The organism is Paenilisteria portnoyi (genome assembly GCF_014322795.1).
Classification (GTDB): domain Bacteria; phylum Bacillota; class Bacilli; order Lactobacillales; family Listeriaceae; genus Listeria_A; species Listeria_A portnoyi.
On sequence record NZ_JAASTT010000021.1, the window covers coordinates 53,167 to 66,062 of the forward strand.

The 12,896-nt window shown below is 35.8% G+C and carries 17 protein-coding genes; 11 read left to right on the top strand and 6 right to left on the bottom strand.

From position 1 onward, the window contains the following. The first annotated feature begins 53 nt into the window (after positions 1–53). From HCJ66_RS13165 to HCJ66_RS13180, 4 genes are all read left to right on the top strand, one after another. Positions 54–275, top strand: coding sequence for a helix-turn-helix transcriptional regulator (locus HCJ66_RS13165; RefSeq protein ID WP_187133542.1), 222 nt, complete (start codon positions 54–56; stop codon positions 273–275). Next, positions 272–760 (top strand): hypothetical protein, encoded by a 489-nt coding sequence (locus HCJ66_RS13170; RefSeq protein ID WP_187133543.1) that lies wholly within the window; start codon positions 272–274, stop codon positions 758–760. The genes HCJ66_RS13165 and HCJ66_RS13170 overlap by 4 nt, the downstream gene beginning before the upstream one ends. 66 nt (positions 761–826) lie before the next feature. Next, positions 827–1,258: a hypothetical protein gene (locus HCJ66_RS13175; RefSeq protein WP_187133544.1), complete on the top strand. Its 432-nt coding sequence runs from the start codon at positions 827–829 to the stop codon at positions 1,256–1,258. A gap of 484 nt (positions 1,259–1,742) precedes the next feature. Further along, complete coding sequence (locus HCJ66_RS13180; protein WP_187133545.1) at positions 1,743–3,626, top strand: hypothetical protein; 1,884 nt, start codon at positions 1,743–1,745, stop codon at positions 3,624–3,626. A gap of 127 nt (positions 3,627–3,753) precedes the next feature. On the opposite strand, the gene HCJ66_RS13185 is transcribed toward HCJ66_RS13180, so the two are convergent. The 5 genes from HCJ66_RS13185 to HCJ66_RS13205 form a co-directional block, all read right to left on the bottom strand. Then, positions 3,754–4,005 carry a hypothetical protein gene (locus HCJ66_RS13185; RefSeq protein WP_187133546.1) on the bottom strand — a complete coding sequence of 84 codons (252 nt, stop codon included), beginning with the start codon at positions 4,003–4,005 and terminating at the stop codon, positions 3,754–3,756. Between the two features lie 19 nt (positions 4,006–4,024). After that, a complete protein-coding gene (locus HCJ66_RS13190) occupies positions 4,025–5,425 on the bottom strand; it encodes a T7SS effector LXG polymorphic toxin (protein ID WP_187133547.1) in 1,401 nt (466 codons plus the stop codon). Further along, positions 5,422–5,790 carry a DUF3958 family protein gene (locus HCJ66_RS13195; RefSeq protein WP_187133548.1) on the bottom strand — a complete coding sequence of 123 codons (369 nt, stop codon included), beginning with the start codon at positions 5,788–5,790 and terminating at the stop codon, positions 5,422–5,424. Before HCJ66_RS13195 ends, HCJ66_RS13190 begins: the two co-directional genes overlap by 4 nt. A 1-nt stretch (position 5,791) precedes the next feature. After that, positions 5,792–6,076, bottom strand: coding sequence for a DUF3130 family protein (locus HCJ66_RS13200; RefSeq protein ID WP_187133549.1), 285 nt, complete (start codon positions 6,074–6,076; stop codon positions 5,792–5,794). Between the two features lie 79 nt (positions 6,077–6,155). After that, on the bottom strand, positions 6,156–6,422 hold the full coding sequence (locus HCJ66_RS13205) for a hypothetical protein (protein WP_187133550.1): 267 nt from the start codon (positions 6,420–6,422) through the stop codon (positions 6,156–6,158). Positions 6,423–6,517: 95 nt separating this feature from the next. On the opposite strand from HCJ66_RS13205, the gene HCJ66_RS13210 reads away from it, so the two are divergent. Further along, positions 6,518–6,733, top strand: a complete 216-nt coding sequence (locus tag HCJ66_RS13210; RefSeq protein WP_187133551.1) for a helix-turn-helix domain-containing protein — start codon at positions 6,518–6,520, stop codon at positions 6,731–6,733. Between the two features lie 159 nt (positions 6,734–6,892). Next, on the top strand, positions 6,893–7,480 hold the full coding sequence (locus HCJ66_RS13215) for a recombinase family protein (protein WP_187133552.1): 588 nt from the start codon (positions 6,893–6,895) through the stop codon (positions 7,478–7,480). A 146-nt stretch (positions 7,481–7,626) separates the two neighbouring features. On the opposite strand, the gene HCJ66_RS13220 is transcribed toward HCJ66_RS13215, so the two are convergent. Then, positions 7,627–8,616 carry a hypothetical protein gene (locus HCJ66_RS13220; protein ID WP_187133553.1) on the bottom strand — a complete coding sequence of 330 codons (990 nt, stop codon included), beginning with the start codon at positions 8,614–8,616 and terminating at the stop codon, positions 7,627–7,629. A gap of 570 nt (positions 8,617–9,186) precedes the next feature. Here HCJ66_RS13220 and HCJ66_RS13225 point away from each other — a divergent pair. The 5 genes from HCJ66_RS13225 to HCJ66_RS13245 all read left to right on the top strand — a co-directional run bounded on the left by HCJ66_RS13225 (position 9,187) and on the right by HCJ66_RS13245 (position 12,717). Next, positions 9,187–9,651, top strand: a complete 465-nt coding sequence (locus tag HCJ66_RS13225) for a GIY-YIG nuclease family protein (protein ID WP_187133554.1) — start codon at positions 9,187–9,189, stop codon at positions 9,649–9,651. Between the two features lie 420 nt (positions 9,652–10,071). Further along, a complete protein-coding gene (locus HCJ66_RS13230; RefSeq protein WP_187133555.1) occupies positions 10,072–10,356 on the top strand; it encodes a DUF3130 family protein in 285 nt (94 codons plus the stop codon). 1 nt (position 10,357) lies between these two features. Beyond that, entirely contained in the window at positions 10,358–10,726 is a 369-nt protein-coding gene (locus tag HCJ66_RS13235; RefSeq protein ID WP_187133556.1) for a hypothetical protein, read from the top strand. After that, entirely contained in the window at positions 10,723–12,138 is a 1,416-nt protein-coding gene (locus HCJ66_RS13240) for a T7SS effector LXG polymorphic toxin (protein WP_187133557.1), read from the top strand. The genes HCJ66_RS13235 and HCJ66_RS13240 overlap by 4 nt, the downstream gene beginning before the upstream one ends. A 12-nt stretch (positions 12,139–12,150) precedes the next feature. Further along, the gene (locus HCJ66_RS13245; RefSeq protein WP_187133558.1) at positions 12,151–12,717 is read left to right on the top strand and encodes an imm11 family protein; all 567 of its coding nucleotides are present in this window, start codon (positions 12,151–12,153) and stop codon (positions 12,715–12,717) included. Positions 12,718–12,896: the final 179 nt, after the last annotated feature.

Below are 12,896 nucleotides of genomic sequence, written 5' to 3' on the forward strand. Positions count from 1 at the left end.
AAGAGTTGATAACAACTATTTGTAGTTATATAATGAATTTAGGAGGGGAATGCATGAATCAACTAGGTAAATTACGAGAAAGTATGGGATTATCTCAGAAAAGCTTAGCAGAAGTGCTGAATATTAAACAGCAGACAGTTAGCTCATGGGAAAGAGGAAGAACCAGCCCATCTCCATACTATATGCAGAAAATCGAGGGTATTTTTGGGGTGAGAAAAGAGATAATATTTCAAGATGCTTTCTATAAAGGCGAAGAGGGAGGGATAGAACTATGAAACGTTGGATAACTTGCTTTGGTATGATCTTACTAATCTTAAATATGACTGCGTGTTCTACGATTTCTGAAAACGGAAATCAGGATAAGGCACCTAGTGTTGAAGTATATGAAGAAGCATTATCTGTAAAAGTTGGTGCGTTAAGACGTTCTTATGATAGGTATTATGATCTCTTGGTTTATAATTCCTATACGAGTGAAGAGTGGCAAGACGCATTCCTAGAATCAGTAAGTGAATTAGAAAAATGTGCGCTAGAAGTCAAGGATTTGAGACCAGCAAAGGGCTATGATAGTGTACAGGAAAAGTTAAATAAAGCGTCCGAGGGGATATTGTTTATAACAGGAAATGTTGTAGATGCTGCGTTTAACTACGATCAAGGTATGCTGATAGAAATTTCATCCGTAAAAGAGGATGTGGATATGTATTTATTGGATGCAGATAATGCTCTTAAAACAAAACTAGGGAATGATCCTGAACTACAATAGAGAGGTGGCTTAACTAGAAATTTTGAACTTATTAATCTCATAAAAAAATAGAGAAGAGGGACTTATTTGCTGAATATCATTATAACGGTTGCACTTGTTGTTATTGTTGGAACACTTATCAATCAGTATACATCAGGAATGCTTAAACGAGCGCTCATAATCATTTTAATTGTAGTTGGCGTAATCTTTACAGTAAAAGAATGTTCAAATAGTCAGTTGGTAGGAAATGAGTACAGTCTAAGCGGTGAGCAACGTTACCAAATCAAGATTGAAGATCATAATCTGATACAGACAAGAATTAGTGGTAATGATTTATTGAAATATAAAAAGAAAGGAAAAAATCTAATCATAGATCAAAACGATGTATATAATAGTTATATTGACTCCGTGGTAGACGTAAGATTTGTTTTGTCAGACAGAAATAAGAAGCTGACTATGATGATTCGTTATGATGATGGATCAGAAAAAGAGATGGGAGTTTACAAAATAATTGATTAGTTAACCCCACCCCGTTCATATACCGCTATACCATACCCCTGTAGCTTATATACTGGTTATATACAGCTTAAGGGGTGTGTTTTTAGTTAAAAAGCTATAACGGTAATTAAATTGTATTTTCATCAAGGTATAGCAAAATAATAACTAAATAGTGGAATAAAACATCCTTTTTTCCAATCGAGAATTATCAAGGTACTATCTTGATGATAAAAATATAGTTTGGGGAAAGTGACACTCGATAGTAGTGTTTTTCTACAGCGCTGTATCTAGATATGTACTTTGATGACTTATATTAAATTTTATTAAGTTATTAAATATATTTTGACGTTACATGATATAATAGAGGTGTAGCTGAGCAGGTCTTATTTATCCCTTCTTAATCTGAATAATACATATTAGTAAATTATGATGTATGTAGTTAGTATATATTACATACACTATAATTCACTAATATATTAACAATAATCAGAAAAGGGGTTAAATAATGACATTAAAAGTATACCGAGATACACATAAGTATACGGACAAGAATGATGCTAATGCTGAGTGGGGGAAGATATCTAAAAGAATAGAGGGTAACCCTGTAGAAGTTAGCGTGAGAGAATTAGCTTATTTTTTGGGTAATGGCTATGCTGTGATACCATGTGAGTTTAGCGGGCCAAAACGAAAAGATGAATATTTTAAAAGTACTAATTTAATAATGGTTGATGTTGACAATAAGGATTCAGAAAACTATATTCCTGTCACAGATATACTAAAGGATTCATTTGTCAAAGAAAACTGTGCTTTTGTTTATGAGACACTAAGTTCTACTCCTGAATGTAATAGATATCGATTAGTCTTTGTGTTAAAGGATGCGATAACTAATTTCGAAGAGCAGCAGAAAATTTATAAAGCTATTTTCGAAAATTTGCCAGTGGGAGTAGATAAAGTCCACAAATCTTCTACTAGAATAAATTTAGGTGGTAAAGAAGTATACGAAGTGAACTTTGATAACAAATTGTCAGAACGTTTTTGTGAATCAATCCGACGAGAATATACTGATGTACCTACGAGTCCTAAAAAAGTTGTTACTGAGAGCTATGAGCAGTTAAGCGGAACGAATGTATGGGAACTAATCAAGTGTTTTAAGGATGAAGAAGTATCTGAGAAATTAAAGGTATATAATGAATCGGGAATTAGTAATTTAAGAGATGCACAAAGGTACCTGTTTACTTTGGATATGAAGGAAGTTTTAGAAATAGAAGGAGACAGCACATTTTATGATATTTTCCATGATGAGAGTAGCCCATCAGCAAGCATTTTCCAAAATGAAGAGGGAATCTATCTTTACAAATGTCACAGTGATAGTGCCTCTTTTTGTGGGAATATCGTAGAAGTTGTAGCTAAACTTAGAAAGATACCTTATAAAGAAGCAGAACGTTATTTATTGAAATATATGAATTTAGAATCACAACATGCCTCAAGTGTGAGAGAAAGCTTAGCTAAATTAAGCAAAAGAATTAGTTCCATAGATGTGAGACAAGATTATCCCGCGATACAAAGATGCATAGGTGATAAATTGACGGATATGATAGATGTGTTAGAAATATTGGTTGACAATACCGTTGAAGTTGATGGGAATTATAGTGAATATACTGCGATGTCAGGTTCATTACTTGCCAAGAAGCTAAATATAACGCAGGTTCATTATGCATGCGATAAGTATGCTAAACTACTCTCTTTCATGGCTTATGTAGGCTTTATAGATAAATGTTCTGATAATGAAATGCCAGAGAGTATTTTAGTTGAAATAACGTCACGACAAAAAGGAAAACAGTACAGAAGGAGAGATAATGTATATAAGTTATCGGAGATCTCGGAATATTTTTTAGATGTATTAGAAAAGGAGTGCCAACGATTAATTGATAATGGCTTTACCTATTCTAGTTTTACTGCGCATGCCGTGTTATTCTCGGATGGTATAGAAAAAGCCCAAAAAGCCTTCCCGCAGGACGAAATAAGGCTGTCAAATCGAAAAAAAGAGAAGTTAATTAGATGGGCTCGATTTTTGGAAATGAGATTAAAAATGAAAGGCTATGTACAGGAGAAGCAGGCACAAATAGAGTTTAATGATGACTATGATGAGAAATTAACTAGTCAAGAAATGAAGGAGTTTAGACCATTAATATGTAAAGCTCTGGATTTGGATTTTAGCAAAGCAACAAAAATAATACAACAACAGATAGGCGTCAATGGAATAAATCCTAATACAATTTTATACACAAGGACAACAGGGGTTAGATGGTTAAAAAATATTGGGAGAAAATACACTAAATCTAACGTTTATAGATATAGAACTCAGGAGAAAATTATTGCTACTATTTGATGATTTTAATTATATATTTGTTGGTAAAATCTGCGTTCACTTGGTTACACAGCTCTAAGGATATAAATGAATCAACAAAAAACTCCCCTTTCAGAAAAATTTTAAGGGGAGTTTTTTCATGGATATATTAAGATTCAATCGTGGTGCGTTCAACAAAATTGCCGTTGTCTTTAATAGCCATTCTAGCCAAGCGCCTTCCAGCTCGCTTAAAGAAAAACTCATCTGGATAAAATTCTGAAACAATAGGTTTTTGCTGGCTAATCATGCCGCTATCCTTGTTATATTCAATAGTGCCTGAGATTTTTTCATCAGGCCCATATTTATAAACAACTTTTTCCTCATTTTCGTACTCTTTGGTCATAACTATAAAAACTGCCACTATATTCACTCCTTTAATTTTACTCGAAATCCCAAGGTCTTCCTGATTCAATTGTCTTATTATGAGCGGTTCGATAATCAGTATTAAAAATGCTTTCAAATTTAGCCTCAAAAATCTCATGATCCAATAGTTGGAGGTCAGAATTTTTGAATGTACCAAGTCTTAAACGTTCCCAAGCTTGTGCGATTTCAAAATCGGGGTCGAATCTGGCTATTCCAGAATCTTTAATATGGAGGTTATTAAAAACGTGATTCTTAATGCGCTCTACTCTCCATTCGGGAACCCCTGTATTGCTTGAAATAGATTTTATATCTTGCTTGCCCATGGCTCGGAAATTAGCATACATTTCTTCTGCTAAAGCTTCTTCTCTAAAGAATTGCTCAGCAGAAATATTTCTAGCGCCTGTTTCAGCAAACTCAAAGCTAGGGGCAGTATTTGTAATGCCAAACTTAGATGTGAACTTAGCTAAACCGAGCACAGGAGCCCCGTATTGTGTCAACACAAGTGCACCGTCTAATAACCGCTGTCCGTCACTAACATGCTTCCCTGACACAGCATCCACGCCATAAACAGCACGATAAAACGAACCTACACCTAGTACTTCGCGGAAAACAGTCTCACTCTGCCAATAAATCATTTGTTGATTCACAAAATCAAGTGTAGCTTCTGTACTCATTTTACCATCAATCGTGATGAAACCAGCACTATTGCCTTTTGGAACGTTTGGCGTTAGTCCGATTTCTTCAATTTCTTTTATCTTGTCATCGATTTCTTGCTGGCTCGCATACATTTTAGTGAGCTGGCGGAATGTCGCAGGATTCAATTTTTCGAGATGATACATACCTGTTTTGCCGTCAAACTTAAGATTTTGTTGTATATTGTCTAGTGCTTGCTTAATATAATGCGCTAGTTCTCCAACTTCATAAAAGAAATTTCTGTGACTCTGTTCGAAATCCATAAATTTGTTCAGTATCTCTTCTTTTTTGTGCGCTTCAAAAATTTGTGTGGCTAAATAATTTAGCTCTGATGCGTGTCCAGTTCCATTAATAGCCGTTAATTGTGACGTAACGCTTTCTAGACGATTTTCGAAACCTGTTATTTTCTGATTTAGGTCATGAATACCATCCACATCAAGCCTAGAATTGGGGGAAGCATCCACTTGAGAATGGAAATCAGTAATATATTTTTGTATCTTTTGCTCGCTCAGGTCAAGCGCTTGTTTGATCGATGCACATAGTGGGAAATAGGCACCCGCGTAGTATTCTTTCGAGCTAGCGATAGCGTCTCCGCTAATCGATGTATCATTAATATAAGCGATAACAGCTTGTTTCACGGCATTTACATACTGTTTTAATTCTTGATTCGATGCACGCAATTGTTGCGAGAAATGGGTGACCTCGGCAATATCGATGCGAGTCATAAAATCAGCTCCCTATGTAACAGTTTCCGTTCTTCTTCCATCTGAGATAAGCTCGATTGAATGGTTTTCTGCTCTTGTTGTAGCTGTTCCCGCGTACTTTCGATATGCTTGCGTAATTTCCTCCAACTTTCATGCGCTGTATCTTCCGCATCGTAAGCCACACTTCTGCCGTGATTTCCGCGCCATACATCGTGAGCTTGGGCAATAAGATTTTCTTTCTCACGTTCGATGTGCCGAAGCTCAGTTTCTGTGTCTTCTAGCTGAATCTGCCGTTGTTTTATAGCGTATAACTCGTCTTCTTGTTGCTCCGCCTTCCGCTTTAATTGTTGCAATATCTGATGAATTTGCGCGCTTCTCGGTTCCATCTTAGCGCACCTCCAGTTGCATCTTCTGACCGACTTCTCGATCCTTCGCAGCATAGGCTTCCCCGATTTGTTTGATACGAATAGCGTCTTCCTGCACCACTTTTCCAAATAAATCGACATAGTTCACCAAATCAAATAAAGCTTCCTGACAATTGGTCATAGAATTGCATTGAGTGTAAGACATTGTGTTGTTTTTCTTTGTATAGAGGGTCATTCCCGAGACACTATCTCCAAGTTCTGCAGCGTGATTCATCATTTTTTCTCTATTTACTTTTATTTGCGTCATATTCCTATTCTCCCGTCTAAAGTTAGTCTATAAATCCATTATAAAGGAAAATAATTGAATTGTCGCTATAAAATAAGGTTTATTGGGGATTCTTAGAGAATAATATCCCTTCTTTAAAAGCGGTTGCATAGAGACGCATAAAAGCTTCTGCTTCATATTTAAATAATTCATCAAGATATTTTAGCTCAGTATCATTATTTAGTTTTTGTTCAAGTACATCCCTTATATGGAATTGTCTTTCTTGTAGTGCCTTAAATTCAATACTAGAATTTTCTTCTGATAAGAAATGTTCCACACGCTTGTGACAAAATAATGAAAAATCGTGATTAAATGATTTTGACAGCATAAATTTTCCTCCTTTTTCAAAAGTTGCTCAATAGAACAACGGTTTTAGTTTTATTATAGTATAAAATGTTCGTATAGACAAGAGGTGGTGTGGATATGGAAAAAATTGTAGTGGTTAATCTGAAATCATTAGTTGAGAAACACGGAATTTCGATGAAAGAACTATCTAGGTTAGCTGATATAGAACCAGCCATACTCAGTAAGTTAGTGAATAATAAAAGGCAGAGCATTTATTTTGATCATATTGCAAGAATTGCGGATGCTTTGGATGTGAAGGATATTAGAGAGATTATTGATATTGTAGAGAAATAAGTGGCTGAATGATATTACTAAATGTGGAGTCTCGAACTCATAAAATAGAGACTCCGATTTGTGTACCACAGAATGACTAAATTAGCACTTGATTTAAGTCTCCTACATAGTCTATAATAAAAGTATCGATTATTGTGTATTATAGACGGAGGTTATGACATGAAACTAGGTTATGCTCGTGTAAGTACTGTGGGACAAGATTTAGAAACACAACAAGAAAAACTACTCAGTGTCGGAGTGGTAAGTGATAATTTATTTATAGAGAAGAAGACTGGTACGACTACAAGAAACAGAAAAGCATTACAAGAATTAATTAAGCATTCTCGTGAAGGAGATATTGTTTACATCACCAAAATAGACCGTTTAGCACGATCTATTATCGACTTAAATAATGTTATGGGGGAGTTTCTTCAAAAAGGTGTTACAGTCGTTTTCATAGATAATAATATGACCTTTGGAGCGGACGTGGAGAGCAATCCTATGCAGAAATTACTGTTTAATGTGTTAGGTGCGTTTGCTGAGTTTGAGCGAGATATGATAGTGAATAGAACGACTGAGGGCAAGATTAGAGCCAAGCAAGCTGGGAAAAAGTTAGGGCGCAAAGGACAACCAGAAGAGCAGATAAAAAAAGCAATCCAACTGATGGATAACAGAGATACAAATAAATTATCGGTTTCAGATATAGTGAAGATGACAGGTGTTCCGAAAGCTACGATTTATAAAAAAATATCTTCAAAAATAGACTAAGGAAACAGGACAATCAGAATGGGAACAAACAGAAATCTTTGTATAGAGCCATTTCAGGAAATGGTTAATACAAAGATCTCTGCTTTTATTTTTCTAGCTTTTAGACTCTAAGTTTGGGTTATATTCCAGCCTTGGTTTAAGCTTATTTAAAGGGTGAATTGATAAATTTTCTTTTGATCCGAGGAGTTGAAAGGTTTATATATTTTTTCAGTGTGATTAGTTCTATGCATTTCACCTAGCAGTTCCTCAAAGCGGAGATTACCATCTCCCAAAATTTCTACATCTTTTGCATGATAAAAAAGAGTATTCTTACTGCCGTCTTTTCTGATAGTGCGATTGACGCCGCCTATAGAACCGTAAACCGCGATTTCTACCTCATCATTGTTTACAATATATTCAAGGAATGGTACATATCCATGGAGATATTCCCCATAATTAGAATTCTCAAGTTTAACAGATATTTTTCCGAGGTCATTTAAACCATTGGAAGTGGAATATTCATTTATAGCTGAGATAAATTTTGCGTCAGAATTCAATATAGAATATTCTAAAGTTATATGTTTTACAGTAGTACATCTGCGGACTTCGCTAAGGAAATCTTTTGGCTGAACAATTTCTAAGAGCATAAGTGGTGAGTTTGGCGGCAGATGGTACTCTGATTGTGATGAATTAAACTTCGTAATCAAATCTTTCACTAAATTTTGTCTAAGTCTAAAATATTTTTGAAGAGTATCTTTTGTTAAGACATTTGACTCGTCTTCTTGCACGAGAAGAAGCCCAGTTTTTAGATTGAAATAAAAGTATACGTTTTTTTTATCTCCCTCTTCTCTAGTTATGTCATGTGTAACTTCTTGTGTCTTAGTATTATATACTTGACCAACCTCTCCAAAGGTAGTGGTAATAAAATATCCTTCAATAACATCCTCGCCGTTGACTTTCAGCAGTTTAGAAAGTTCAGCATATTTTTTGTTTTTTGCTGTAAATGCCCTTTCTTCATCACTTGAATTTATGACCTTCTTGAAAAGGCTTCTAATGGTGTTTTCCATAAGCACATCAGGAATCTGTGTGTTTTCTTTGGTTCTAAGCAAGGGTGTTCTAACTGTGTATGCTGAAAATTTTATATCTTCTGTTTCCAACTTAAACTCCTCCAAACAATATTATTTATATGCTGGCAAGCCTAATAAACCGCCCTTTCTAAAAAAGACTTGAATTATGTTAATATACGTGGTATTATAGTAAAAGTTGATAAGATTATAATACTATTAAGATATAAATGATGGAATCGCATATACATTCCATTTCCGAACATTTGTTTCATATATCTGCCATTATTATATCAGGAAGTAGAGGTTAGAGCAACCACTCTTCTATTTTTTTTTGTGAATTTTTATTGCTTAGCTAATCTAATTGCTAATGAAATGAAGAGTGTGTGATAGAACCATTATAAAAATCTGATAAGTTTATGAAATTAAGGTCAGTATAATCAATAAGTCGAGTCTCTGTTTAGCCTAATTATCTGACCAGATTTATAATTATCACAATGCAGTTTTTAATCAATGTGTGATGTCCTCACACTTCAATTTAGAGCCCAAACGTTTCACGAATGTTGGGTTTCTTTACATCTAAATAACTTACAGAAATTCATTGAACAAGCATAAAAAAAGATTGTATTATACCGAAGATTATAACAGACATTGGGGGTATCTATGGAGAATACATTTAGAGATCTTAATCGCTACATAACAAAGCTAAAGGGTGACATCGTAGATGTCTCTATAGTGGAATCTAACGGTGGATATAAATATGAGTATGAGGGGTCTGAAAAAAAAACAAGTGGAATATATTTCATTTATTTCGATAGTGAATTAATGTATATTGGGAAAGCTGGAAAGGGGGGAGTGGACAAATGGAGGGTAACGTCAAGAGTAGGACAGCATTTTCAGCCAAGTAATAAAACGACGCCAGTCTTTCCAGCAGCAAGTGAGCGTAACGCAAAATTTGAATGTGATATTTTGCAGGGTGAGGAAAACATAGAAAAAATAACTATTGAGGTACTACCTATAAATTCTAAGCACGATGAGTATCTTATCTCCTTGGAAGAAGCTTTCATTATTAAGTTAAAACCTAGTCTAAACAAATATAATATTGACAAAACCTCCCCATCAATTTAATATAGCCTTATACTGCTAATTCAGCTCATCTAGCCAAATCTATTGGTATAAGCTCAGTATCTTAATTTCAAAAAAAGCGTAGGTTGAGGGCCTGGTGGGGTAAAACCCGTGGAGGTTCAAGTCCTCTCGGCCGCATTGTTGGGGGGGTGTTCGATCTTGGATTGTTGCAACCCCGATATTCATGTGAACGTGTGTGAATATGAAATCGATTAGAATGTTTGAATAAGCTTGTGAGTCTGGTGTTTACGCTAGTCTCACAAGCTTTTTTGTAGTTTAAAGCAGTTTTTGAAATAGCGAGATTTAACTGATCGCAATAACTTTGGCAGGGATTATCAATATTTACCTGACATTTTATTCGTTTTTAGTTATAATGGAAGTATCTAGTTTTTTATATGCTATATAGTGGAGGGATGAAGGGGAATGGCTAAAATTAGTGTGAATAGAGATACCATGATGAATCATGCGGCTGATTTAAGTTCGAGTGTGCAGGGAATGGCGTATCATCCTATGAAAAATGGGAATATGAGTTACACGCAGAGTAATTCTATGTCGCAATATCGAGAGTGTTTGCTGGAATTATTGGATGGCGTGGAGATTTTTGAAAGTGTTGTGCAAGAGGATGCTAAGCGTATTAAACAAATTGGCGAGGCTTATGCGCAAAAAGACAGAGAAGTTGGGCAGAAGCTGCAGTTGGAGGTGCGCTAGGATGGATCAAAAGATGGAAGCTTTACATCAGAAGTTACAAAAAATGAGGCGGGAGAAGGAAGTGCAGGAAGATGAGCTTTATGGGATTCGGCAAAGGCAAGCACGACTAGAATCGGCGGAATCGGAACTATTTCATATGGAACGAGAAAAATCGAATTTGGTCGCACAAGCGCACGAAGTTTGGCAAGGAAATCACGGGAGAAGCGTTGCGCATGAAGCGGAAGATGTAGCGCATCAGAATTGGCGCCAACTTCGGCGGACGGTAGAGGGCACGCGGGAAGATTTACAGCAGGAACAGAAACGGCTACAAAATAATGTCTATCAGCTAGAGGAAGAACAGAAACGGATACATAGGGAGTTGTTGCTATGACGCGTATTGACATCGCAGAAGTAGCCTATTTCAGAAGCCAACTCCGAGCAACGAATCAAGAAATCACGCCACGCATTGAGGCTGTCAAACAAGCGGTAATGAACTATTTGAATGATGGATCGATAACAGGTGAAGCGATTCAGGCATCGAAAGAATACTATGCTGGGGCGTACATTCAATTATGTGGATCGATTAAACAAGCGCTGAAAATGAGTGAAGACAAGTTGCAGGAGTATATTCAGGATTTTCACAGTCAAGTAGATTCTTCACATAATTCAAGGCTTGACGCGGACGGTATTTACGATTTAGACCAAAAAATTAATGGTTTTGAGAATCGGATGGAGAATTTAACCGCAGAAATCAGCGCGATTAATGGCACGCAAAAAGCATCCGAGCTGAATTATCTCGCAACACAAATATTTGAGGCACATAAAAAAGAAGAGATTTTAGCTAAGTATCTTGATTTTGAGCGGAGCCATGCTAATTTTTTCAGGGAGTTAGGAGAATTAGCGCATTATATTAAGCAAGCTTTGCAGGATATTCAGAAAAATATTCGTTTTGATAGAGCGACAGGAACGTATGGTGTGGACAAATTAAATCCGACTAATTTTAAAGAACTTTCTAGATTATACGCCAGTCAGCAAGCAATTGATGATAAAATAAAGGAAATCGAGGATATTGGATTGACGCCTGTGATTCCGAATGGGAATAGTGCTGGGTTTATGATGAACGATGGGCAACTGAATACGACGGCGACACTTGGATTTGTGAATGAGCAGATGATCTATTGGCAGAATGAATCGACTTTCCGAGAACTGTTCTTGGTGGGCTCATCATATCGTGTGTTGTATGGTATTGACGCGGTGACAGGCCAGCACGTGACAGACTCGAGGTTAGCTTTTGATTTGTTAGTGTTGGCAAGTAGCGCTTTCGGTGTTAAGGCCTTTACAACGCGAGCTGGAGTAGTTAAAACGGCGTCGTTTGATAAGAATGTTGTGTTGAGGAATATCGAGGCAAGTAAGGCAGCACGAGAGAGTTCTAATTTTAGTGTATATGCATCGAAGGAAAAGATTGTTCTGCAAAATGCTGAAGCTAATTTGATACCTAAAGTTAAACCTATGCAGATGCATCATTATGCTACAAATAAGAGTAAAACTTACACGCATCAAATGGAAAGTGTGACTAAAAAATATGGCTTGGATTTAGATGAATCTTGGAATAAAGAATTATTACCTCATCAGGGAAGGCATCCAAATGCGTATCATGAGTATGTTCTAGATAAGCTGAATACGTATGATGCTATCGCACAAGGTGATAGAGAACTATTCTTAGAGTTATATGAGGAGTTGAAGTTCCAAATTCGAGTTAATCCAGATATGCTATATAAAGAGTACTGGTTGAGCTTAAAATAGGAGGGGTAAATATTGAGATATTATAAATTACTTATGGATAGTAGCGGTGAGAATGATATTGTGTGCCATTATGAAAACGACTATGGTATTCAGCAATATGACTTGAAGATGGGGAAAAAATTTGATGGGTGGAATGATAATTTTGAATTTTATTATGATGTAACGGAAGGAGAGCAAGCTACGGATTATTTGGCTAATGATATGGGTTGGTTAGTTGTTTCTGGTAAGTTAAAAAAAGTGATGGAAGATCTAGGAATTCAAGCAGAATTTTTTGCAGTTAATATTAGAGAGAAAACGACTAAGACTACGCTCGACAATTACTATGTTACTAATATAATTGAGACGGTTGATGCGTTGTGTCTTCACGAATCAGAATATTTTGAGACAGTTACGAAGAAAGCAGGAACCATTTATACCATTCAAAAATATGCTGTTTATGGTAATAAATTAGTGGATAAGAATATGTTTAAATTACCTAATAGGCAAGAGATTCCAACATTCGTATCAGAAATATTTAAAGAAGAAGTGAGTAAAAAAAGTTTGACGGGCATGGAATTTTTAGAGATTAAAGTAGTTTAATAAATAACTAGAGTATCTTTAAAAGTAATGAAGGAGTAATGGCAGATAAGAAAGCGGTCGATCAATGTATCAATTCTTCGTTATTATATCGATTTACTTATATGAACTAATTTCATAACTCCTAAGCCTTGCGGCACAAGAGATTTAAAGCAACAAAAAAGAGGAACCTCCCCATTTTT

Bases quoted from the DNA above. Each gene is read 5' to 3' on its own strand.
- HCJ66_RS13165 (WP_187133542.1), top strand. From the start codon at position 54: ATGAATCAACTAGGTAAATTACGAGAAAGTATGGGATTATCTCAGAAA.
- HCJ66_RS13170 (WP_187133543.1), top strand. From the start codon at position 272: ATGAAACGTTGGATAACTTGCTTTGGTATGATCTTACTAATCTTAAAT.
- HCJ66_RS13180 (WP_187133545.1), top strand. From the start codon at position 1,743: ATGACATTAAAAGTATACCGAGATACACATAAGTATACGGACAAGAAT.
- HCJ66_RS13190 (WP_187133547.1), bottom strand. From the start codon at position 5,425: ATGACTCGCATCGATATTGCCGAGGTCACCCATTTCTCGCAACAATTG.
- HCJ66_RS13195 (WP_187133548.1), bottom strand. From the start codon at position 5,790: ATGGAACCGAGAAGCGCGCAAATTCATCAGATATTGCAACAATTAAAG.
- HCJ66_RS13200 (WP_187133549.1), bottom strand. From the start codon at position 6,076: ATGACGCAAATAAAAGTAAATAGAGAAAAAATGATGAATCACGCTGCA.
- HCJ66_RS13205 (WP_187133550.1), bottom strand. From the start codon at position 6,422: ATGCTGTCAAAATCATTTAATCACGATTTTTCATTATTTTGTCACAAG.
- HCJ66_RS13210 (WP_187133551.1), top strand. From the start codon at position 6,518: ATGGAAAAAATTGTAGTGGTTAATCTGAAATCATTAGTTGAGAAACAC.
- HCJ66_RS13215 (WP_187133552.1), top strand. From the start codon at position 6,893: ATGAAACTAGGTTATGCTCGTGTAAGTACTGTGGGACAAGATTTAGAA.
- HCJ66_RS13225 (WP_187133554.1), top strand. From the start codon at position 9,187: ATGGAGAATACATTTAGAGATCTTAATCGCTACATAACAAAGCTAAAG.
- HCJ66_RS13230 (WP_187133555.1), top strand. From the start codon at position 10,072: ATGGCTAAAATTAGTGTGAATAGAGATACCATGATGAATCATGCGGCT.
- HCJ66_RS13235 (WP_187133556.1), top strand. From the start codon at position 10,358: ATGGATCAAAAGATGGAAGCTTTACATCAGAAGTTACAAAAAATGAGG.
- HCJ66_RS13240 (WP_187133557.1), top strand. From the start codon at position 10,723: ATGACGCGTATTGACATCGCAGAAGTAGCCTATTTCAGAAGCCAACTC.